The sequence below is a fragment of the Kitasatospora sp. NPDC032121 genome, assembly GCF_055580145.1.
In genome coordinates, this window is sequence record NZ_JBVILX010000003.1 from 432,889 (window position 1) to 456,005 (window position 23,117).

8 protein-coding genes and 1 riboswitch are annotated in these 23,117 nt (G+C 76.1%); of the genes, 6 read left to right on the top strand and 2 right to left on the bottom strand.

Annotated elements, in window-relative coordinates:
- The first annotated feature begins 5 nt into the window (after positions 1–5).
- The 4 genes from ACZ5OX_RS12865 (at position 6) to ACZ5OX_RS12880 (ending at position 16,029) form a co-directional block, all read left to right on the top strand.
- On the top strand, positions 6–13,460 hold the full coding sequence (locus ACZ5OX_RS12865; RefSeq protein WP_465629932.1) for a non-ribosomal peptide synthetase: 13,455 nt from the start codon (positions 6–8) through the stop codon (positions 13,458–13,460).
- Between the two features lie 6 nt (positions 13,461–13,466).
- Positions 13,467–14,765 carry an MFS transporter gene (locus ACZ5OX_RS12870; RefSeq protein WP_465629933.1) on the top strand — a complete coding sequence of 433 codons (1,299 nt, stop codon included), beginning with the start codon at positions 13,467–13,469 and terminating at the stop codon, positions 14,763–14,765.
- Between the two features lie 61 nt (positions 14,766–14,826).
- Positions 14,827–15,639 carry a dimethylargininase gene (ddaH, locus tag ACZ5OX_RS12875; RefSeq protein WP_465629934.1) on the top strand — a complete coding sequence of 271 codons (813 nt, stop codon included), beginning with the start codon at positions 14,827–14,829 and terminating at the stop codon, positions 15,637–15,639.
- A 162-nt stretch (positions 15,640–15,801) separates the two neighbouring features.
- Positions 15,802–16,029: a hypothetical protein gene (locus tag ACZ5OX_RS12880; protein ID WP_465629935.1), complete on the top strand. Its 228-nt coding sequence runs from the start codon at positions 15,802–15,804 to the stop codon at positions 16,027–16,029.
- A gap of 66 nt (positions 16,030–16,095) precedes the next feature.
- On the opposite strand, the gene ACZ5OX_RS12885 is transcribed toward ACZ5OX_RS12880, so the two are convergent.
- The gene (locus ACZ5OX_RS12885; protein WP_465629936.1) at positions 16,096–19,230 is read right to left on the bottom strand and encodes an AfsR/SARP family transcriptional regulator; all 3,135 of its coding nucleotides are present in this window, start codon (positions 19,228–19,230) and stop codon (positions 16,096–16,098) included.
- Positions 19,231–19,491: 261 nt separating this feature from the next.
- Here ACZ5OX_RS12885 and ACZ5OX_RS12890 point away from each other — a divergent pair, with 261 nt between their 5' ends.
- Both ACZ5OX_RS12890 and ACZ5OX_RS12895 read left to right on the top strand, forming a co-directional pair.
- Complete coding sequence (locus ACZ5OX_RS12890) at positions 19,492–20,643, top strand: hypothetical protein (RefSeq protein WP_465629937.1); 1,152 nt, start codon at positions 19,492–19,494, stop codon at positions 20,641–20,643.
- A 73-nt stretch (positions 20,644–20,716) separates the two neighbouring features.
- Positions 20,717–20,859, top strand: a riboswitch (SAM riboswitch).
- Between the two features lie 200 nt (positions 20,860–21,059).
- Positions 21,060–21,773, top strand: a complete 714-nt coding sequence (locus tag ACZ5OX_RS12895) for an IclR family transcriptional regulator (protein WP_449787585.1) — start codon at positions 21,060–21,062, stop codon at positions 21,771–21,773.
- Between the two features lie 59 nt (positions 21,774–21,832).
- Here the strand turns inward: ACZ5OX_RS12895 and ACZ5OX_RS12900 are convergent, their stop codons facing one another.
- Positions 21,833–23,086, bottom strand: a complete 1,254-nt coding sequence (locus tag ACZ5OX_RS12900) for a threonine/serine exporter family protein (RefSeq protein WP_465629938.1) — start codon at positions 23,084–23,086, stop codon at positions 21,833–21,835.
- Positions 23,087–23,117 lie beyond the last annotated feature (31 nt).

A 23,117-nucleotide genomic window follows, 5' to 3' on the forward strand; every position in this document is an offset into this window, starting at 1 on the left:
GCACCGTGATCCCGGTTTCGTACGCCCAACAACGGCTCTGGCTGATCGACCAGATCGAGGGGCCGACCGCGCTGTACAACCTGCCGTTCGCCCTGCGTCTGCGCGGCCGCCTCGACACCGCCGCGCTGCGCGCCGCGACGGCGGACGTGGTCGCCCGGCACGAGGCCCTGCGCACGGTGTTCCCGGTGGCCGGGGGAGTCCCGGTGCAGCGGATCCTGCCGGCCGAGGAGGCGCAGCCGCGCTTCCTGGCCGTGGACTGCGCACCGGACGACTACCCGGCCCGCCGGGACGCCGCGGCCGCCGAGACCTTCGACCTGAGTCGCGAACTGCCCATCCGGGTCACGGTGTTCACCCTCGGCCCGACCGAGCACGTGCTGCTCGTCGTGCTCCACCACATCGCCGGCGACGGCTGGTCGCTCGGCCCGCTGCTGCGCGACCTCGCCGAGGCCTACCGGGCCCGGCTCGCCGGCCACGGCCCCGACTGGGAACCGCTGCCGATCCAGTACGCCGACTACGCGCTCTGGCAGCGCGACCTGCTCGGCGACGAGCACGACCCCGGGAGCCTGCTCGCCCGCCAACTCGACCACTGGCGAACCGCGTTGGCCGGACTCCCGGAGGAACTGGAGCTGCCGACCGACCGCCCCCGACCGCCCGCCCCCACCGGCGCCGCCGACTCCGTCGACCTCGCCTGGGACGCCGGCCTGCACACCGCCCTGCTCGACCTCGCCCGCACCCACCGCACCACCCTGTTCACCGTCCTCCAGGCCGGCCTGGCCGCCCTGTTCACCCGGCTCGGCGCCGGCACCGACATCCCGCTGGGCACCGGCGTCGCCGGACGCTCCGACGAGGCCCTGGACGACCTGGTCGGCTTCTTCGTCAACTCCCTGGTCCTGCGCGCCGACTCGTCCGGCGACCCGGGCTTCGCCGAACTGCTCGGACGGGTCCGGGAGGCCCAACTCGACGCCTTCGCCCACCAGGACCTCCCCTTCGAGCGCATCGTCGAGGAGCTCAACCCGCCCCGGGCGCTCGGCCGCCACCCGCTGTTCCAGACCCTGCTGGTACTGCAGAACCACGGCCAGGAAGCCGAACTCGCCCTGCCCGGGCTGGAGTCCGCCCCCGAACCGATCGGCCTGCGGGTCGCCAAGTTCGACCTCAACATCGGCATCACCGAACGGCACCGCCCCGACGGCGCCCCCGCCGGGTTCACCGGCTCGATCGAGTACTCCGCCGACCTCTACGACCGCGACACCGTCGCCGCGCTGGCCGAACGGCTCGGCCGGCTGCTGGCCGGCGCCGCCGCCGACCCGCACGCCCCCATCGGCACCCTCGACGTGCTCGCCCCCGAGGAGCGCACCCGCATCCTCACCGAGTGGAACGCCACCGACGCCCCCCGCTGGTCCGGCACCCTCGCCGAGTCCTTCGAGCGCCAGGCCGACCGCACCCCGCACGCCACCGCCCTCGTCCACGACGACGGCGCCCTCAGCTACGCCGAACTCGACACCCGCGCCAACCGCCTCGCCCACCACCTGAGCGCCCTCGGCGTCGGCCCCGAGACCCCCGTCGCGATGCTGATGGAGCGCTCCGCCGACGTCGTCGTCGCCACCCTGGCCGTCCTCAAGGCCGGCGGCTGCTACGTCCCCATGCACCCCGGCCTGCCGCCCGAGCGGATGACCGGCGTGCTCGCCGACACCGGCGCCCCCGTCCTGCTCACCGACCGCGCCGACCCCGGCTTCCCGCACGGCGCCGCCGTCGTCCGCCCCGGCGACGAGGCCGGCGCCCCCGACCACCGCCCCGGCCTGCCCGTCCACCCGGACCAGCTCGCCTACGCGATGTACACCTCCGGCTCCACCGGCCGCCCCAAGGGCGTCGCCGTACGCCACCGCGACGTCCTCGACCTCGCCGCCGACCGCCGCTGGCGGGACGGCCGGCACCGGCGCGTCCTGCTGCACTCCCCGCACGCCTTCGACGCCGCCACGTACGAGATCTGGACGCCCCTGCTGGCCGGCGGCACCGTCGTGGTCGCCCCGCCCGGCGCCCTCGACGCCGCCGCCCTGCACGCCGTCACCGTCCGCCAGGGCGTCACGGCCGTCTTCCTCACCAAGGCCCTGTTCGACCTCGTCGCCGAGCAGGCCCCGGAGACCTTCGCCGCCCTGCGCGTCGTCTGCACCGGCGGCGAGGCCGCCTCCGGCGTGCTGATGCGGCGCGTCCTGGAGGCCTGCCCCGACCTGCTGCTCGCCCACGTCTACGGGCCCACCGAGACCACCACCTTCGCCACCCACCACCCGCTCGTCCCCGCCGACCTCGACGGCCCCCGGGTGCCGATCGGCGGCCCGATGGACAACATGCGCACCTACGTCCTGGACGCCCGGCTGCGCCCCGTCCCGCCCGGCGTCCCCGGCGAGCTGTACCTCGCCGGCGCCGGCCTCGCCCGCGGCTACCTCGGCCGGCCCGGCCTGACCGCCGAGCGCTTCGTCGCCTGCCCGTACCGGCCCGGCGAGCGGATGTACCGCACCGGGGACCTGGTACGGCTGCGCGCCGACGGCGCCGTGGAGTTCCTCGGCCGGATCGACGGCCAGGTCAAACTGCGCGGTTTCCGGATCGAACTCGGCGAGATCGAGGCCGCGCTCTCCCGCCACCCGGCCGTCCGCCAGGTCATCGTGATCGCCCGCGAGGACCGCCCCGGCGACACCCGGCTGGTCGCCTACTGCACCGCCGAGGCCACGCTCACCCCGGCCGAACTGCGCGCCTTCGCCGGCACCGTGCTGCCCGGCTACATGGTCCCCGCCGTGGTCGTCCTGCTGGACGCGCTGCCGCTCAACGCCAACGGCAAGGTCGACCGCCGGGCCCTGCCCGCCCCCGACCTCGCCGCCGACGACACCGGGCGCGCCCCCCGCGACGAGCGCGAACGGGTGCTCTGCGAACTCTTCGGCGACCTCCTCGGCATCGACGGCATCACCATCGACGACGACTTCTTCGCCCTCGGCGGCCACTCCCTGCTCGCCACCCGCCTGGTCGGCCGGGCCCGCGCCGAACTCGGCGTCGAACTCGCCATCGGCGACCTCTTCCAGGCGCCCACCGTCGCCGGGCTCACCGACCGGATCGCCGAGCGCGCGGCCGACACCCCCGCCCCGGCCCGCCCGGCGCTGCGCTCCGCCGTCCGGCCCGAGCGGGTGCCGCTCTCCTTCGCCCAGCGCCGCCTCTGGTTCCTCGACCGGGCCGACGGCCCCTCGGCCACCTACAACGTGACCCTCGCCCTGCGGCTGAGCGGGCCGCTCGACCCCACCGCCCTGGCGGCCGCCCTCGGCGACGTCGTCCACCGGCACGAGGCCCTGCGCACCGTCATCGGCGAGCAGGACGGCACCCCGTACCAGCGCGTCCTCGACGCCCCCACCGCCGCCCTGCTCACCGTCACCGACCGCCCGACCGACGAACTCGCCGGCCACACCTTCGACCTCGCCACCGACCTCCCGGTCCACGCCTACCTGCGGCCCGAGGGCGCCGAGGAGCACGTGCTGGTCCTGGTCGTCCACCACATCGCCGGGGACGGCGCCTCGCTCGGCCCGCTCTACCGCGACCTCGCCGAGGCCTACCGGGCCCGCCTGGCCGGCGACGCCCCGCGCTGGGCACCGCTGCCCGTCCAGTACGCCGACCACGCGCTCTGGCAGCACGAGCTGCTCGGCTCCGAGGAGGACCCGCGGAGCCTGCTCTCCCGCCAGCTCGCCCACTGGCGCGAGACCCTGGCCGGCGCCCCGGAGGAGCTGCCGCTGCCGCTGGACCGCCCCCGCCCGCCGGTCGCCTCCCACCGCGGCGCGGTCGTCCCGCTGGAGTTCGACGCCGACCTGCACGCCCGGCTCACCGCGCTCGCCGCCGAACACGGCGTGACCCTCTTCATGGTCCTCCAGGCCGCGTACGCCACCCTGCTGCACCGCTTCGGCGCCGGCACCGACCTGCCGATCGGCACCCCGCTGGCCGGGCGCCTCGACGAGGCCGTGCAGGAGCTGGTCGGCTTCTTCGCCGGCACCCTGGTGCTGCGCACCGACCTCGCCGGCCGCCCGGGCTTCGCCGACCTGCTGGCCCGCGTCCGGGAGACCGACCTGGCCGCCCACGCCCACCAGGACGTGCCCTTCGAGCGGCTGGTGGAGGAACTGAACCCGACCCGGTCGACCGCCTGCCACCCGCTGTTCCAGGTGATGCTCGCCTTCGCGGGCGCCGTCGAGGACGGCCCGGACCTGCCCGGCGTGACGGTGACGGAGGAGCCGGTCGACTTCGGGACGGCCACCTTCGACCTCACCCTGCGCCTGGTCGAGCGGCAGGGCGCCGACGGCGCCGCCGGGGGGCTGGCCGGCGTCCTGGAGTACGCCACCGACCTGTTCGACCGCGAGAGCGCCGAACGGCTCGCCACCGCACTGGACCTGATCCTCCGTCAGGTCGTCGAGGACCCCCGGCGGTCCGTCGCCGAACTGGACGTCCTGCCCGCCGGGGATCGGTCCGCCGCCGCGGGCGACCACACGCCGCTGCCCGAGCGGGTGCCCCTGGTGCCCGCCGCCTTCGAGGCGCAGGCCGCCCGCACCCCGGAGGCCGTCGCGCTGGTCTGCGGCGACACCAGGCTGACCTTCGCCGAGCTGAACGCCCGCGCCAACCGCCTCGCCCACCGGCTGATCGGGCAGGGCGTCGGCCCCGAGTCCGTCGTCGCCCTCGCGCTGCCCCGCTCGGCCGAGAGCGTGATCGCGATCCTGGCCGTGCTCAAGGCCGGCGGCGCCTACCTGCCGCTGGACGCCGACCACCCGGCCGAGCGCACCGCCCGGATGCTGGCCGAGGCCCGCCCCGCACTGGTGCTCACCGACGGCCGCTGGCCGCTGCCCGAGGCGCTCGACGGACACCCCGCGCTCGACCTCGCCGTACCGGGCCCTGGCCCGGAGACGGACCCGGCGCCGCGGGCCGGTGCGGCCGACGCGGCCTACGTCATCTTCACCTCGGGATCCACCGGCCGCCCCAAGGGCGTCGTCGTCCCGCACGGCGGCATCGCCGCCCTGCTGGCCGCCCACCGCACCGGGGTGATGGCCGACACCGCCCGGCAGCGGGTCGCCCTCACCGCCTCGCTCTGCTTCGACGCCTCCTGGGACGGCCTGCTCTGGCTGGTCGCCGGGCACGAGCTGCACCTGATCGGCGGCGACGTGCGGCGCGACGCCCGGGCCCTGGTCCGCCACGTGCGCGAACAGCGGATCGGCGTCCTGGAGGTGACCCCCTCCTACGCCGAGCAGCTACTCGAGGAGGGCCTGCTGGACGAGCCCGCGCCGGCCCTGGTGCTGCTCGGCGGCGAGGCCGTCGGCCAGGCGCTCTGGACCCGGCTGCGCGAGGCGCCGGGCACCGCCGCCCACAACCTCTACGGCCCGACGGAGTGCACCGTCGACGCCCTCATCCACCCGCTGGCGGCCACCGGACGGCCCGTCCTCGGCCGCACCGTCGCCGGCACGCGCGGCTACCTCCTGGACGAGTACCTCAACCCCGTCCCGACCGGGGTGCCGGGGGAGTTGTACCTGGCCGGCGCCGGGCTGGCCCGCGGCTACCTCGACCGCCCGGGCCTGACGGCGGAACGCTTCGTCGCCTGCCCCTTCGAGCAGGGCGCGCGGATGTACCGCACCGGGGACCTGCTGCGCCGCACCCGCGACGGGGAGCTGGAGTACCTCGGCCGCACCGACCACCAGGTGAAGATCCGCGGCTTCCGGATCGAACTCGGCGAGATCGAACGCGCCCTGACCGCCCACCCCCGGGTGCTCCAGGCCGCCGTCCTGCCCGACGAGGACGGGCTGCGCCTGGTCGCGTACGTCGTCGCCGACGGCCCGCTCGACCCGGCCGACCTGCGCGCCACCGCCGCCAGGACCCTGCCCGGCTACATGCTGCCCGCCGCGATCGTGCCGCTGGACGCGCTGCCGCTGAACGCCAACGGCAAGCTGGACCGCACCGCCCTCCCCGCACCGGACTTCGCCGCGCTGTCCGCCGGCCGCGCCGCCCGCACGCCGCAGGAGGAGATCCTCTGCGGGCTGTTCGCGGAGGTGCTCGGCCTGGAGACGGTCGGCATCGACGACGACTTCTTCGACCTCGGCGGCCACTCCCTGCTCGCCACCAAACTGCTCAGCCGGGTGCGGTCCGCACTCGGAGCCGAACTGGGCATCCGGGACGTCTTCGAGACGCCGAACGTGGCCGGACTGGCCGGCCGGCTGGGCGCCGGCCCGCGGCGGGCGGCGCTGAGCGGAACCGGCACGCGCCCCGAGCGGGTGCCGCTGTCCTTCGCCCAGCAGCGGCTGTGGCTGATCGACCGGATGGAGGGCCCCAGCGCCCTCTACAACGCGCCGCTGGCACTGCGCCTGGCGGGCGAACTGGACACCGCCGCACTGGAGTCGGCGCTCGGCGACCTCCTCGCCCGGCACGAGAGCCTGCGCACCCTGATCGGCGAGAGCGAGGACGGCACCCCGTACCAGCGGATCCTCCCGGCCGGCGAGGCCGCCGCCCCCCTCGAGACGCGCGCCTGCCCGGCCGCCGAGGTGGCCGCCGCCGTGGCCGGGCTGTGCCGCCACGCCTTCGACCTGCGCACCGAACTGCCCCTGCGCGCCACCCTGCTGCGGGTCTCGCCCGAGGAGCACGTGCTGGTGCTGGCGCTGCACCACATCGCCAGCGACGGCTGGTCCCTCGGCCCACTGGTCCGCGACCTCACCACCGCCTACGCGGCCCGCGCCGGCGGTGCGGCCCCGCAGTGGGCGCCGCTGCCCGTCCAGTACGCCGACTACGCGCTCTGGCAGCGCGAACTGCTCGGCGACGAGGAGGACCCGCAGAGCCTGGCCGCCCGCCAACTCGCCTACTGGCGCGACACCCTGGCCGACCTCCCGGAGGAGGCCACGCTGCCGCTGGACCGCCCCCGCCCGCCCGTCGCCTCCCACCGCGGCGACCGGGTGGCGCTCACCCTCGACGCGCGGCGCCACCGCGAACTGCTCGCCCTGTCCCGCGAGCACCGGGTCACCCTGTTCATGACGGTGCAGGCCGCGCTCGCCGCCCTGCTCACCCGCCTCGGCGCGGGCACCGACGTCCCGATCGGCTCGGTCGTCGCCGGGCGCTCCGACGAGGCGCTGGACGACCTGGTCGGCTTCTTCGTCAACACCCTGGTGCTGCGCACCGACACCTCCGGCAACCCGAGCTTCGCCGAACTGCTCGGCCGCGCCCGGGAGACCGCCCTCGGCGCCTACGCCCACCAGGACACGCCGTTCGAGCGCCTGGTCGAGGAGCTCAAGCCGGCCCGCTCACTGGCCCGCCACCCGCTGTTCCAGGTCATGCTGGTGCTCCAGAGCAACGAGCGGGCCGAGCCGTCGACGGCGGGCCTGCGGGTCGAGCCGCTCGGAGCGGGCACCGGCTCCGCCAAGTTCGACCTCAGCCTGATCGCCGAGGAGTCCTTCGGCCCCGACGGCGAGCCCGCCGGGATCGACTGCGCCCTCGACTTCGCCACCGACCTCTTCGACCGCGAGTCGGTCGAGGCGATCGCCGTCCGACTCGGCCGGCTGCTGGCGGCGGTGACCGCCGATCCGGAGCTGCCGATCGGCCGGATCGAGCTGCTCCCGGCCGAGGAGCGGGCCGCGCTCCCGGCCTCCGGCGGCGCCCTGCCGGCCGAAGTCCCGCTGCTGCCCGCCGCCTTCGCGGCCCAGGCCGCCCGCACCCCCGCGGCCGTCGCACTGGTCTGCGGCGACACCCGGCTGACCTTCGCCGAGCTGAACGCCCGCGCCGACCGCCTCGCCCGCCGCCTGCGCGCCGCGGGCGCCGGACGGGAGTCGGTCGTCGCCCTCGCCCTGCCCCGCTCGGCGGAGACGGTGATCGCCATGCTCGCCGTGCTCAAGGCCGGCGCGGCCTACCTGCCGCTCGACGCCGAGTACCCGGCCGAGCGCACCGCCCACATGCTCGCCGACGCCCGCCCGGCGCTCGCCCTCACCGACGACCGCTGGCCGCTGCCCGAGGTGCTGACCGGCCTGCGCACCCTGGACGTCACCGCCCCGCCGGAAGGCGACACCGACGACCCGCAGTGGAGCGCCGCCGATCCGCAGTGGAGCGCCGTCGACCCGGGCGACGCCGCCTACGTCATCTACACCTCGGGATCCACCGGCCGCCCCAAGGGCGTCGTCGTCCCGCACGGCGCCGTCGCCGCCCTGCTGGCCGCCCACCGCGCCGCCCTGATCCGGGGCGTCGAGGAGGCCCACGGCCGGCAGCGGATCGCGCTCACCGCCTCGCTCTGCTTCGACGCTTCCCTGGAGCCCGTGCTCTGGATGTTCGCCGGGCACGAGCTGCACCTGATCGGCGACGAGCTGCGCCGCGACCCGGCCGCCCTGGTCCGGCACACGGCCGAGGCCGGCATCGACGCCCTGCACCTGACCCCGTCCTACACCGAGCAGCTGATCGAGGAGGGGCTGCTGGACGCACCCGCGCCACGCCTGCTGCTGCTCGGCGGGGAGGCCGTCGGCCGGGCGCTGTGGCAGCGGCTGCGGGAGCACCCCGACACGGCGGGCCACAACTTCTACGGCCCGACCGAGGCCACCGTCTACGCGCTGACCCAGCCGTTCGCCGCGGTGGAGCGCCCCGGTCTCGGCGGCCCGATCGCCGGGGTGCGGGCGTACGTCCTGGACGAGTACCTCAATCCCGTTCCGCCGGGCGTGCCGGGGGAGTTGTACCTGGCCGGTGCCGGGCTGGCCCGCGGCTACCTCGACCGGCCGGGCCTGACGGCGGAGCGCTTCGTGGCCTGCCCCTTCGAGCCGGGCGGCGCGCGGATGTACCGTACCGGGGACCTCGCCCGCCGCACCCGCGAGGGCGGCGTCGAGTACCTGGGCCGCACCGACCACCAGGTGAAGATCCGCGGCTTCCGCGTCGAACTCGGCGAGATCGAGCAGGTGTTGGCCCGCCACCCCGCCGTCCGCCAGGCCGTGGTCACCGTCCGGGAGAGCGACACCGGCGACCGACGCCTTGTCGCCCACTGCGCGGCGGCCCAGGACGCGCCCGAACTCGCCGCCGAACTGCGGCGGTTCGCCGCCGAGACGCTGCCCGGCTACATGGTGCCGGCCGCCGTCGTCCTGCTCGACGCGCTGCCCCTGACCGGCAGCGGCAAGGTCGACCACCGGGCGCTCCCCGCACCGGACTTCGCCTCGCTGTCGGCCGGCCGCGCCGCCCGCACGCCGCAGGAGGAGATCCTCTGCGGGCTGTTCACGGAGGTGCTCGGCCTGGAGGCGGTCGGCATCGACGACGACTTCTTCGACCTCGGCGGCCACTCGCTGCTCGCCATGAAGCTGCTCAGCCGGGTGCGGTCCACGCTGGGCGCGGAGTTGGCGATCCGGGACGTCTTCGAGGCGCCGACCGCGGCCGGGCTGGCCGTTCGGCTGGGCGCCGGCCCGCAGCGGGCGGCACTGACCGCCGACCGTGAGCGCCCCGAGCGGGTGCCGCTGTCCTCCGCCCAGCAGCGGCTGTGGCTGATCGACCGGATGGAGGGCCCCAGCGCCCTCTACAACCTGCCGCTCCTGCTGCGCGTGGCAGGGGAGTTGGACCCGGCCGCACTGGAACTGGCACTCGGTGACGTCGTCGCCCGGCACGAGAGCCTGCGCACCCTGATCGCGGAGAGCGAGGACGGCACCCCGTACCAGCGGGTCCTGCCCGCCGGGCAGGCCCGCGTCTCGGTCGAGCAACTGCCGCCCGGCACCGACCCCGAGAGCCGCACCACCCTGCCCTTCGACCTGGCCGCCGACCTGCCCGTCCGCGCCCACCTCATCCCGGCCGGGCCCGGCGAGCACCTGCTCGCCCTCGTCCTGCACCACATCGCCGGGGACGGCTGGTCGATGGGCCCGCTGCTGCGCGACCTCGCCACCGCCTACGCGGCCCGCACCGGCGGTAGGGCCCCGCAGTGGGCGCCGCTGCCCGTCCAGTACGCCGACTACGCGCTCTGGCAGCGCGAGCTGCTCGGCGAGGAGGACGACCCGCAGAGCCCGCTCTCCCGCCAACTCGCCCACTGGCGCGAGAAGCTGGCCGGCCTGCCCGAGGAACTGTCGCTGCCCGTCGACCGGCCGCGCCGCGCCGCCGCCACCCACCGCGGCGAGCGGGTCGTCGTGCCCTACGGCGCCGAACTCCACCGCGCGCTCCGCGAGTTGTCCCGCGAACACCGGGTGACGATGTTCATGACCGTCCAGGCCGCGCTCGCCGCCCTGCTCACCCGCCTCGGCGCCGGCACCGACATCCCGATCGGCTCGGTGGTGGCCGGGCGCTCCGACGAGGCGCTGGACGACCTGGTCGGCTTCTTCGTCAACACCCTGGTGCTGCGCACCGACACTTCCCCTCGCTCCGCTGGGGATACCCCTACCGGCTCCCCGAGCTTCACCGAGCTGCTCGCCCGCGTCCGGGAGACCCAACTCGACGCCCACGCCCACCAGGACGTGCCCTTCGAGCGCCTGGTCGAGGAGCTGAACCCGGCCCGCTCACTGGCCCGCCACCCGCTCTTCCAGGTGGCGCTGCTGCTGGAGGGCCGGTCGGGCGACTGCGCGCCGCTCGCCCCGGCCGGACTGGACGCCTCCGTGGAGTCCTCCGCCGGAACGGTCGCCAAGTTCGACCTGAGCGTCGGCCTCGGCGAGTCCTTCGACCCCGACGGCGCGCCCGCCGGCCTGGAGTGCGCGATCGACTTCGCCACCGACCTCTTCGACCGCGAGACGGTCGAGGCGATCGCCGTCCGCTTCGGCCGGCTGCTGACGGCGGTGGCCGCCGAGCCGGAGCTGCCGATCGGCCGGATCGAGCTGCTCCCGGCCGAGGAGCGGGCCGCGCTCCCGACCGCCGGAGCCGCCCTGCCGGCCGAAGTCCCGCTGCTCCCGGCCGCCTTCGCGGCGCAGACCGCCCGCACCCCGGAGGCCGTCGCGCTGGTCTGCGGCGACACCGCGCTGACCTTCGCCGAGCTGAACGCCCACGCCAACCGCCTCGCCCACCACCTGATCGGGCAGGGCGTCGGCCCCGAGTCCGTCGTCGCCCTCGCCCTGCCCCGCTCGGCCGAGAGCGTGATCGCGATCCTGGCCGTGCTCAAGGCCGGCGGCGCCTACCTGCCGCTGGACGCCGACCACCCCGCCGACCGCACCGCCCGCACCCTCGCCGACGCCGCCCCCGCCCTCGTCCTCACCGACGACGGCTGGCCGAAGCCCGAGGCCCTGGCCGGCACCCCCGCCCTGGTCGTCGCCCCCGCCCTGGCCGGCACTGAGGCCACCGGATCGGACACCGATCCGGCACCGCGCGCCTCGGCCGACAACGCCGCCTACCTGATCTACACCTCGGGATCCACCGGCCGCCCCAAGGGCGTCGTCGTCCCGCACGGGAGCATCGCCGCGCGGCTGGCCGCCCACCTGGCCGGGGTGGTCGCCCCCGCCGAGGCCGCGCACGGCCGACTGCGCGCCGCGCTCACCGCCTCACTGTCCTTCGACGGATCGCTGGAGAGCCTGCTCTGGATGTTCGCCGGGCACGAGCTGCACCTGATCGGCGACGAACTGCGCCGCGACCCGGCCGCCCTGGTCCGGCACATCCGCGCCACCGGCATCGGCGCCATGGACCTCACCCCCTCCTACGCCGAGCGACTCCTGGCGGAGGGCCTGCTGGAGGAGGCCGCACCGTCCGTGCTGGTGCTCGGCGGCGAAGCCGTCGGACAGCAGCTCTGGACCACCCTGCGCGAGGCACCGGACACCGTCGCCCACAACCTGTACGGCCCGACCGAGGCCACCGTCTACACCCTCGGCCAGCCCGTCGCCGCCGCACCGCGCCCCGGCCTCGGCGGCCCGATCCCCGGAGTGCGGGCGTACGTCCTGGACGAGTACCTCAATCCCGTCCCGCCGGGCGTGCCGGGGGAGCTGTACCTGGCCGGCGCCGGGCTGGCCCGCGGCTACCTCGACCGGCCGGGCCTGACCGCGGAGCGCTTCGTGGCCTGCCCCTTCGAGCCGGGCGGCGCGCGGATGTACCGCACCGGGGACCTCGCCCGCCGCACCCGCGAGGGCGGCGTCGAGTACCTGGGCCGCACCGACCACCAGGTGAAGATCCGCGGCTTCCGGATCGAACTCGGCGAGATCGAGCACGTGCTGACGCGCCACCCGCGGGTGCACCAGGCCGCCGTCCTGCCCGACCAGGACGGGCTGCGCCTGGTCGCGTACGTCGTCACCGACGGCCCGCTCGACCCGGCCGAGCTGCGCGCCTTCGCCGCCGGCCACCTGCCCGGCTACATGCTGCCCGCCGCCGTCGTCCCGCTGGCCGCCCTGCCCCTCACCGGCACCGGCAAGCTCGACCGGACGGCGCTGCCCGCACCGGACTTCGGGCCGCTCACCGGCGGCCGCGCCGCCCGCACCCCCCGGGAGGAGCTGCTCTGCGCGCTGTTCGCCGAGACCCTCGGCCTGGAGCGCGTCGGCATCGACGACGACTTCTTCGACCTCGGCGGCCACTCCCTGCTCGCCATGAAGCTGCTCGCCCGCGTCCGCACCGCCCTCGGCGCCGACCCCGGCATGCGGGCGCTGTTCGAGGCACCCACCGTGGCCGGCCTCGCCCGGCACCTCGACCGGAGCCCCGACCACGGCCCGGCGGCCGACGCCCTGGACGTCCTGCTGCCGCTGCGCGCCGGAGGCGACCGGCCCCCGCTGTTCTGCGTCCACCCGGCGGCCGGCATCAGCTGGGTCTACTCCGGGCTGCTGCGCCACCTCGGCCCCGAACGGCCGGTGTACGGCCTCCAGGCCAGGGGCCTGCGCGGCGACGCACCGGCGAGCGTCGCCGAGATCGCCGAGGACTACGTGCGGCAGATCCGCGCGGTGCGCCCCGACGGCCCGTACCACCTGCTGGGCTGGTCCTTCGGCGCGGTGGTCGCGCAGGAGATGGCCGTGCGGCTGCGGGCCGAGGGCGCCGAGGTCGGGCTGCTGGCCCTGCTCGACGGCGCCCCGGCGGCCCGCACCGACGCCGCCCCGCCGCCCGTCGAAACCGCCGACAGCCTGGCCGAGTTGCTGCACTCGCTCGGCTACGACCCGGCGGACGGCCGGGGCCTCGCCGGCCTGCGGGCGGTGCTCGGCGATGCGGTGACGGTGCTGCCGGAGGTCTTCGACCGGCACCGCAAGCTGATGGCCGAGCACGTGCCCGCCCGCTACCCGGGGGATGCCGTCTTCTTCGGGGCGACCACCGGCAAGCCCGCCGACTGGCCGTACGAGCAGGCCTGGCGGCCGTACCTGGACGGCCGGATCGACGGCCACCGCCTCGACTGCGCGCACGGCGAACTGACCCGGCCGCAACCGCTCGCACGGATCGCCGCCGTGCTGGCCGAGAAGCTGCACGCCGTCGAGAAGCCGTCCGGCGTGCCGTCCGACGCGCCGTCCGACGCGCCGTCCGACGCGCTGTCCGGCAAGCCGTCCGAGAACCCGCCCACCGAGAAGCCGGGAGCGTGACCCGCGATGACCACCACCGTCCCGATCGAGTCCCCGGCCGCCCCGCCGGACGGCCCGCGCGGCCGCTGGGGCCTGTGGGCCCACGGGGACTTCCGCCGGCTCTGGATCGGTGAGACCACCAGCACCCTCGGTACGGCCGTCGGGAGCGTGGCGCTGTCCCTGGTGGCCGTGGTCACCCTGGGCGCAGGACCGCTCGCGGTGGGCGTGGTCAACGCCGCCGCCTGGCTGCCCTGGCTGTTCCTCGGCCTGCCGGCCGGCGCCTGGGTGGACCGCTGGCCCCGGCTGCGGGTGATGCTGGTCTGCGACCTGCTGCTGCTCGTCCTCTTCGGCAGCGTCCCGGTGGCCGCCTGGCTGGGGGCGCTCTCGCTCGCCCAGCTGGTGGTGGTGGCGCTGCTGACCGGGGCGGTGAAGGTGTTCTTCTCCACCGCCTACGGGGCGGTGCTGCCCACCCTGGTGGCCAAGTCCGACCTGCTGGAGGCCAACGTCAAGCTGCGCTCCGGGGCGTCGGCGGCGGAGATCGCCGGCCCGGGCGTGGCCGGTCTGCTCGCCCAGGCCCTCGGCGCCGCCAGCGGAATGCTCGCCGACTCGCTCAGCTACCTGGTGTCGGCGGTCTTCCTGCGGCGGATCAGGACGGAGGAGCGCCCCCCGCCGGTGTCCGAGCGGCGCGGCATCCCGCGGGAGATCGGCGAGGGCGTCCGGTTCCTGCTGCGTGACCCGTACCTGCGCACGTTCGCCTGCTTCGCGGCGGTCGGCAACCTGGGGCTGAACGGCATCCAGGCGGTGCAGACGGTCTTCCTGGTGCGCAGCGTGGGGATCGAACCGGGCGCGGTCGGTGCGGTGTTCGCCCTGGTGAGCGTCGGCGGGCTGGCCGGCGCGATGCTGGCCGGGCGGATCGCCCGCCGGCTGGGCACCGCGCGCGGGCTGCTGGTCTGCGAGCTGGTGGTCGCGCCCTTCATCCTGCTGCTGCCGCTGGCGGGGGAGCGGTTGCCGCTCGTGGTCAGCGCGCTCGCCTGGGCCGTCGCGGTCTGCGGCGTGGTGGCGGGCAACGTCCTGGCCGGCAGCTTCTCCCAGGCCTACTGCCCGCCCGAGCTGATCGGCCGGGTCCGGGCCAGCTCCGCGACCCTCAACTACAGCGCGATCCCGGTGGGTGCCCTGCTCGGCGGCTGGCTCGGCGAGACGATCGGCGCGCGCGGCACCATCTGGCTGATGGCGGGCGTGCTGCTCTCGGCCGGCGGGGTGCTGCTGGCCAGCCCGCTGCGCGGCCTGCGTGACTTCCCGACCCGGCCGTCGGCCCCCGCCGCCTGACCGCACCACCCCACCTCCCCGCCGCACCTCCCGCCCCACCTGCCCTCACCCGGAGGCCCCGATGACCCGCACCGCCCGTCCGCGCCACTACCTGATGTGCCGTCCGACCCACTTCGAGGTCAGCTACGCGATCAACCCGTGGATGGATCCGGCCAAGCCGGTGGACACCGACCTCGCCGTCGCCCAGTGGGAGCGGCTGTACGCCCTCTACGGTGAACTCGGCCACCGGGTCGACCTGATCGACCCGCTGCCCGGCCTGCCCGACATGGTGTACGCGGCCAACGGCGCCACCGTGGTGGACGGCAGGGTGCTCGGCGCTCGCTTCCGCAACGCCGAGCGGGCCGCCGAGGGCCCGGCGTACCTGGAGTGGTTCCGCGCCCGGGGCTTCGAGACCTGCGATCCGGAGCACGTCAACGAGGGCGAGGGAGACCTCCTGCTGACCGCCGGCCACGTGCTGGCCGGACGGGGCTTCCGCAGCGTGGCCGAGGGGCACGCGGAGGCCCAGGAGTTCTTCGGCCGGCCGGTGGTCGGTCTGGAGCTGGTCGACCCGCGCTACTACCACCTGGACACCGCGCTCGCCGTGCTCGACGGCGACGAGATCATGTACAACCCGGAGGCCTTCTCGGCCGGCAGCCGCGCCGTCCTGCACCGGCTGTTCCCGGACGCCCTGCTGGTGGACGGGGCCGACGCCGAGGTGTTCGGCCTCAACGCGGTGAGCGACGGCCTGCACGTGGTGCTGCCGGAGGCGGCCGTCGGCCTGGCGGCGCGGCTGCGGGAGCGCGGCTTCCGGCCGATCGGGATGGACCTCAGCGAACTGCTCAAGGGCGGCGGCAGCGTGAAGTGCTGCACCCTGGAGATCCGTTCGGCGGCCTGAGCCGCCGGATCGGGCGGTGCCGGGCACCGGTGATCCCTGGCGAGGCCTGGTGATCACCGGTGCTCGGCTGTAGATCGGCCGTTGAACGCTCCCGGCCAGACTGGTGCCACACCACGACGGAACCCCTTCCCACCAGGGAAGCGACTCAAGGGAGCAGCAGAGATGACGCAGCGTCCGGCCACCGCCCGCACCCGCCTCCGCCTGTTCACGGTCGGCCTCGGAGTGGCCCTCACCCTGGGCGCCGGCCTCTCCGCCACGGCGGCCGTGGCGGAGACGGTGGACAGCGGGACGGCGGCGGTGGTGAGCGGCGACGCGACGCCCACCCCGACCCCGACCCCCACCAGCACCGGGCACGGCAGCACCGGCGACTGGAACAGCACCGGCTCCTGAGCACCGGCGACTGGAACAGCACCGGCTCCTGAGCTCAGCGAGGAAACCGCCCGCAGGATCGATTCCTCAGCAGCCCGAGGACAGCCGGTCGGCGGCCCGCCGCCCACCCGGCAACGACCGGCCCGACGCGGCCGAACCCTCCCCCCGGGGCAGCAGCCCCGCCACCTCCCGCGCCTCCGGCAGCCCCAGCCGCACGAAGATCCGGTGCGCCTCCCGCAGCCGGACGTCCGCCTCGGCCTCCCGCCCGAGGTCGGCCAGCGTCCGCCCCAGCACCACCAGCGCGTGGCCCTGGTCCCGCTCGGCGCCCAGCTCCTCGCACAGCTCCAGCGCCCGCCCGGCGTGCTCCAGCGCCTCGTCCGTCCGGCCCAGCGAGCGCAGACTGTCCGCCATCCGGTAGCGGGCGTGCCCGGCCCGGGCCCGCAGACCGGCCGCCGAGGCCACCGCCAGGCACTCGCCGAACCAGGTGACCGCCTCCTCGTGCCGCCCCAGCCCGTGCAGCGCCAGCCCCAGCACGTACAGCGTGTACGCCCGGCCCGGATCGTCGTTGCGGGTCCGCAGCTCGGCCAGCGCCTCGTGGCAGATCTGCACCGCCTCGGCGGCCCGCCCGCTTCGCACCCGCGCCAGCGCGGCGTTCACCGTCGTCACCAGCGCCCCGGAGCGGTGGCCGAGTTCGCGCGCCAGCAGCAGTGCCTCGTCGTAGTGCCCGACGGCCTCGTCGTAGCGGCTGAGGAACTGGCAGACCAGGCCGAGGTCGTTGAGCGCCTGGCGCAGGATCACCGTGTCGCCCGCCTCGCGGGAGGCGGCCACCGCCAGCCGGGAGGCGGCCTCCGCCTCCTCCAGCCGGGTGGTGGCCAGGGCGACGTTGCCGCGGAGGAAGTGCGCCCGGCCAGCTGCCCGGTGGTCGGCGCGATGGGCCGCGGCGGCGGCCAGGGCCTCGGCGGTGGTGGCCAGTTGGCGGCTGGGCGGGGCGAGGAGGAACGGCGTGAGCGCGATCAGCAGGTCGATCGCGGCGCCCAGGGGGTCGGGGGCCGAACCGTCGGTGCCGTCGTTCGTCATCGTCCAGCCCGCCACCTGCGCGGCCAGCGCGATCGCCCCCGAGCCCTCCGCCTCGGCCCAGGCCCGCGCCCCGTCCGGGCCGTCCAGCGGGACGCCCGCACCGCGCGCCGGCCCGAGCGCCCCGGCCGCCGGGTCCCCGGGGACGGCGTGCTGGAAGGCCGTGCACGCGGTGGCCAGCAGGTGGTCCAGCATCCGGTCGCGGGCCGCCACGGCCGCGCCGGGATCGTCCGGACGGCGCCGGGCGAACGCGCGCAGCAGGTCGTGGAAGCGGTAGCGGCCGGGGAACGGCGACTCCATCATCGCCACGTCCACCAGGGCCTCCAGCAGGTCCTCGGCGTCGTACTCGTCCAGGTCCAGCAGGGCGGCCGCGGCCTGCAGCCCGAGGTCGGGGCCGTCCACCGAGGCGGCCAGCCGGAACGCCCTGGCCTGGGCGGGTGTCAACTGGCGGTAGCTCAGCTCGAAGGCGGCCGCGACCTCCAGGTCGCCGATGCGCAGCTCGTCGATCCGGCGGCGTTCGACCGCCAGCCGGCGGCCCAGCGTCTGTACCGTCCAGCTCGGCCGGGCGGCCAGTCGGGCCGCCACGATCCGCACCGCGAGCGGGAGGTGCCCGCACATGAGCAGCAGTTCCCGGGCGGCCTCCGCCTCGGCGGCCAGCCGCTCGGCGCCGATGGTGCGGCCCAGCAGTTCGAGCGCCTCCTCGGGCTCGAAGACGCCGAGGTCGGCCTGGACGGTCGCGGGCAGGCCGGACAACCGGGTGCGGCTGGTGGTGAGCACCGCGCAGCCGACCGCGCCCGGCAGCAGGGGTCTGATCTGCGCGGTGTCGTGGACGTTGTCGAGCACCAGGAGCAGCCGCCGGCCGTCCACCACCGAGCGGAACAGCGCCGAGCGGGCGTCCAGGCCGTCGGGCACCGCGTCGGCCGACACGCCGAGCGCCACCAGGAAGCCGCAGAGCACCGCCTCCGGATCGGCCGGGGTGGCGTCGGCGCCCCGCAGGTCCGCGTAGAGCTGCCCGTCCGGGTAGGCCTCGCGGACCCGGTGGGCGACGTGCAGGGCCAGCGCGGTCTTGCCGACCCCGCCCATGCCGACCACGGTCGCGATCGCCAGCGCCTGTTGGCCCGGTGCGCCGAGGGCCCCGCCCAGCCGCTCGACCAGCGCCGTACGTCCGGTGAAGTCCGCTGCGTCGGGCGGCAGTTGGGCCGGTCTGGGGGCGCCGCTCCCGGCCGGGGCGGCGGGTGCGTCCGCTGCCGCCCCGACCTTGGCGCGCGGGTCCGACGACTCGGCCCCGGGCGCGCCGGGCTCCGCCGGTCCGGAGCCGGGCGGGACGGAGGCCGGCGGCACGGAGACGGGCGGGGCCGACCGCGGCGCGACGGCCGGCGCCGGGGCGGCGAGCGACGGGTCGCCCTCCAGGATCCGCTGGTGCAGCAGGTCCAGCTCCGCCCCCGGCGCCACGCCCAGTTCGGCCAGGAACAGCTGACGCGCGCCCCGGAACACCGCCAACGCGTCCGCCTGCCGTCCGGCCTGGTACAGCGCCCGCATCAGCAGCCCGTACGCCCGCTCGTGCAGCGGGTGCTCGGTGGTCAGCGAGGTCAGCTCCGGAATGCACCGGGAGTAGCGGCCCAGCGCCAGGTCCAGCGCGATCCGCTCCTCCAGCAGGGTCAGCCGGAGCTCCTGCAGCCGCTGGCGCTGGCGCTGCGCGAACGGGCCGGGGATGCCCGCCAGCGGCTCGCCCTGCCACAGCTCCAGCGCCTGGTTCAGCAGGTCGCGCGCCTGCTGCGGCTCCCCGGCCGCCGCCGTCCGCTCGGCCTGCCCCGCCAGTTCCTCCGCCTGCGCCGCGTCCACCGCGTGCTTGGGCAGCACCAGCCGGTAGCCGTCCCCGACCGAGGTCAGCACCGTCGGTGCGTCCGGCTCCTCGCCGTGCAGGACCTTGCGCCACCGCCAGGCGTAGGTGCGCACCGTCGTCATCGCGGTGCCCGGCGGCTCCTCGCCCCACAGGGCGTCGATCAGGTCGGTGGCGCTCGCGCCGTGCCCGGGCCGGAGCAGCAGCACCGCCAGCATCGCCTGCTGCTGGGGGCTGCCCACCTTCAGCGCGGTCGTGCCGCGCTGCGCTCTCATCAGTCCCAGCACCGAGAACCGGAATTCATCCATGACTGCACCTGCCCGCCTCATGTGCTCGCCCCCGCCCGCGCACGTGCCGTCCCCCGATTTGATGAGCCCCTATCAACCCACGCCACCGGGCGTGGTGTCGAGAGATCGTCGACCCGGTGGTGATCCGGTGTTGATCGGCCGTCACCACAATCGGTGGTGTGGCACCCGCCGCCGGCCCGGCCCCGGCCGTCGGACCCGCCACGTCCCCGGCCGCCCGGCCGCCGCCCGGGCGCCCCCCACGGCTCTCGGAGGCGGACGCCCATGGACACCGACCTGCTGCACACCGACCGGCTCGACACCGCCCCGGTCGGCACCGACCCGTTGACCAGCGACCTGCTCCACCGGCTGCTCGACGTCGACCCGGCCGCCGGGCCGGCCGAACTGCTCCACCGCGCCCGCGCCGACCGCCACCTCCCGTACCTGGTGCTCGCCGCGCTCTCCCGCGAGGGCGTGCGGATGGGCGGGCACGCCCGGGCCGAGCTGCAGCGCGCCCGCGACCGGGCCGAGTGTTACGCCCGGGTCGCCCGAGACCTCGCCGACGCCACCGGTGTCCGCCCGATCCGGGACCTCCCCCTGGCCGGCTACTACCCGCCGGACCTGCCCCGGCCGCTGGGCGGGCTCAGCCTCGTCAGCCCCACCGAGGCGACGCTCTGGCAGGCCGTCAACCGGCTGGTCACCGACCACCCGGTGGAGTCCGTCGAGGTCACCCTGCTCGGCGAGCGGCCCCGGCACACCACCGTCACCCTGCGCTGGCCGGCCGAGGACCCGCTGCTCGACCCCTGGTACCAGGTGCGGGTCGCCACCGCCGCGCTCACCGGCGACCTCGCCACCGTCCCCGTCCGCCCCTACCTGGCCGCCGACGAACACGTGGAATGCCTGATCGCCCTCGCCGAGGAGGGGCTCGCGCGCACCTTCCTGACCGGCGACGTGATCGACGTGGCCCAGCTCGCCGGACAGCCCTTCGACCCCGCCGAGACCGCCGCGGTCCTCGCCGCCTACCGGCTCGCCCCGGAGGCCGCCGCCCTGCTCGACCTCGCCGCCGAGCACGTGCCGCTCGGCTCCCTGCGGGACGTGCGCACCGTCCTGGAGACCGAGGTCGGCCCCGAACTCCGCCGCCGCCGGACCCTCACCCGCGCACACCGGCCGCGCAGGGGGACCCTGCCGCGCCACGGCACCCTGCTGCGCCGCACCGTCATCCGGCACCAGTGGGACGAGGCCCTGCTGCTCCCGGCCGGTGGCGCCACCCTGCTGCTCACCCCGGTCGCCGACTACATGCTCGGCGCCGAGGGCACCCGGCCGACGGCGCCCGAACGCGCCGCCGCCCTCGCCGCGCTGCGGGCCTGGGACACCACCGCCCCCGGCGGCCCGGACCCGGCCCCGCGCACCGGACTGCCGGAGCCGCGCCACCGCTGAGCGGGCCCGCCCGCCCGCCGTCGAGAGCAGGGGGCTTGGCAGCGGGCCCGGAGAGTCTTGTATCGTTCCTGGCGAATCATCCAGAGGGGTGGAGGGACCGGCCCTACGAAGCCCCGGCAACTCCCCGTTCGACCCGGCGTCCGAAGTACGCGCCGTGCCGTCCGGGATCAGTGCCAACTCCGGCCTGTCGCCAATGTGGCGCGGGAAAGATGAGGAGACACGGTGCTCTCTGTGCTGTCCTTCGCCCGGGCGCTTCCCGCCCCGGCGCTTTCGCGTACCCGTCTCGTGCCCGGCGCAGGCAATCGGCCGACTTCCGCGGCCCGTCCTCGCTGACCACCCCCCGGCTCCCCGCCAGGAGCCGCCGTGAGCAGCGCCGACCCGCTGCTCCCGGGCCTTGAGACTGGAGTACCCCACCCATGGAGAACACGAGCGGCGTCGGCGTGCTCGACAAGGTCACCTCGATCCTCGGGATCCTGGAGGCGGGCCCCGCCACCCTCGGCGGCCTCGTCGCGGCCACCGGCATGGCCCGCCCCACCGCCCACCGGCTGGCCGTCGCACTCGAACACCACCGCCTGGTCAGCCGGGACGTGCACGGCCGGTTCATGCTCGGCCCCCGGGTCGGCGAGCTCGCCGCGGCCGCCGGCGAGGACCGGTTGCTGGCCGCGGCCGGCTCGGTCCTCACCCAGCTGCGGGACCTCACCGGCGAGAGCGCCCAGCTCTACCGCCGGCAGGGCGAGGTACGGATCTGCGTGGCCGCCGCCGAACGCCTCACCGGCCTGCGGGACACCGTCCCGGTGGGCATCACCCTCCCCATGAAGGTCGGCTCCGCCGCCCAGATCCTGCTCGCCTGGGAGGAGCCCGAGCGCCTCCACCGCGGGCTGCAGGGCGCCCGCTTCACCGCCACCGCCCTGAGCGGCGTACGGCGCCGGGGCTGGGCGCAGTCCGTCGGCGAGCGCGAACTCGGGGTCGCCTCCGTCTCCGCGCCCGTCCGCGGCCAGTCCAACCGGGTGGTGGCCGCGGTCTCGGTCTCCGGCCCGATCGAACGGCTCACCCGCCACCCCGGCGCCCAGCTCTCCCAGGCCGTCGTCGAGGCGGGCCGCCGCCTCACCGAGGCCCTGCGCCACGCCTGACGGGATGGCGGGCGGACCCGGGTCCGCCCGCCATCCCGTCAGGGTGCCGCCGCCCCGGGTCAGGCCCGGGACAGCAGCACGGCGCGGGAGGGGCGGGGGATCCGGCTGATCACCGCGCCGATCAGCGTGCCGATCGACACCCCGAAGACCGCCGACACGGCCGCCAGGACCGACTGGGCCCCGTTCCCGACCTCTATCTGCGCCGTGTTCAACAGACCGAAGGAGCCCGGCACCACGATCCAGAACGCCGGCAGGTAGAGCACCTGCCAGAGCGGACCGCCCGGCAGCCAGTGCACCAGGGTGGCCGCGACCGCGGCGGCGACCGCCCCGGCCAGGCCGCCTATCGCCGCGCCGTGCACCGACCCCACCGCCACCTGGGCGGTCACGCTGACCGCGATCACGGCGACGATCCACGGGATGGCCGAGGGCGGTGTGTGGACGTTGACCACCACGCCCGCCACCGCGATCGCCAACCCCAGCGCGATCACCCACCAGCTGGGCTTGGCGACCTGGACGTTGGCCAGCGCGGTGGCCGGCATGCCGGTCGCCGTCGCGGCCGCGGCCACCCCGGCGAGGAACAGCGCCAGCTGGACCGCGCCTGACACCAGCCTGGCCGTGCCCGCGCTGGCCGCGCCCGCCGCGATCTCGGACAGCCCGGTGACCAGCAGCCCGCCCGGCAGCAGGATCGCCAGGGTGGCCACGATCGTCCGCAGCGGGCCCTCCAGCAGCGAGGCCCGCGCGAGTGCCAGGACCAGCAGGGCGACCAGGAAGCCGGCCGTGACGGGCAGCAGCGGCCGCAGGTACGGCAGCCGTCGGGCGAGCACGGTCAGCCCCACCACGATCAGCGAACCGAGCCCGGCCGCCAGCACGTTCGCCGCCGCCGGCTGGAGGAAGAGGCAGACCCCCACGCCGACCGGCAGCGCCCCGAGATCCGCCACCCACGCGGGCCAGCGGGCCGGCGCCCGCCGGATCCGGTCCAGTTCGGCCAGCGCCCTGGGCCCGTCGAGCTCGCCCGCCCGCAGCCGGTGCACCAGGTGCAGGACGTCGGCCGTCTGCTCGAACCGCAGCGCGCCGCCGACCGGCTGGAACCGGGTGGCCCCGTCCGCGTCCAGCGACACGAACAGCCCGTTGGTCAGCGCGGCGACCCGCACCTCCGGCGCCCCCAACGCCCGCCCCAGCCAGTGGAGTTCCTCTTCGACGTCATGGACGGGCAGGCCGCCGCCGAGCAGGGCCTCGCCGAGGTCGAGGAGCAGGCGGCGGAGCGGTTCGGGCGGGGCATCGGTGACCCGGACCAGGGAAGACGTGCTTGACATGGCAGGTATCGTCCCATCCCGCCCGAATCGG

Excerpts from the sequence above, each read along its gene's own strand:
- ACZ5OX_RS12900 (WP_465629938.1), bottom strand. The coding sequence starts at position 23,086 with ATGTCAAGCACGTCTTCCCTGGTCCGGGTCACCGATGCCCCGCCCGAA.
- ddaH (WP_465629934.1), top strand. The coding sequence starts at position 14,827 with ATGACCCGCACCGCCCGTCCGCGCCACTACCTGATGTGCCGTCCGACC.
- ACZ5OX_RS12870 (WP_465629933.1), top strand. The coding sequence starts at position 13,467 with ATGACCACCACCGTCCCGATCGAGTCCCCGGCCGCCCCGCCGGACGGC.
- ACZ5OX_RS12890 (WP_465629937.1), top strand. The coding sequence starts at position 19,492 with ATGGACACCGACCTGCTGCACACCGACCGGCTCGACACCGCCCCGGTC.
- ACZ5OX_RS12885 (WP_465629936.1), bottom strand. The coding sequence starts at position 19,230 with ATGGATGAATTCCGGTTCTCGGTGCTGGGACTGATGAGAGCGCAGCGC.
- ACZ5OX_RS12895 (WP_449787585.1), top strand. The coding sequence starts at position 21,060 with ATGGAGAACACGAGCGGCGTCGGCGTGCTCGACAAGGTCACCTCGATC.
- ACZ5OX_RS12880 (WP_465629935.1), top strand. The coding sequence starts at position 15,802 with ATGACGCAGCGTCCGGCCACCGCCCGCACCCGCCTCCGCCTGTTCACG.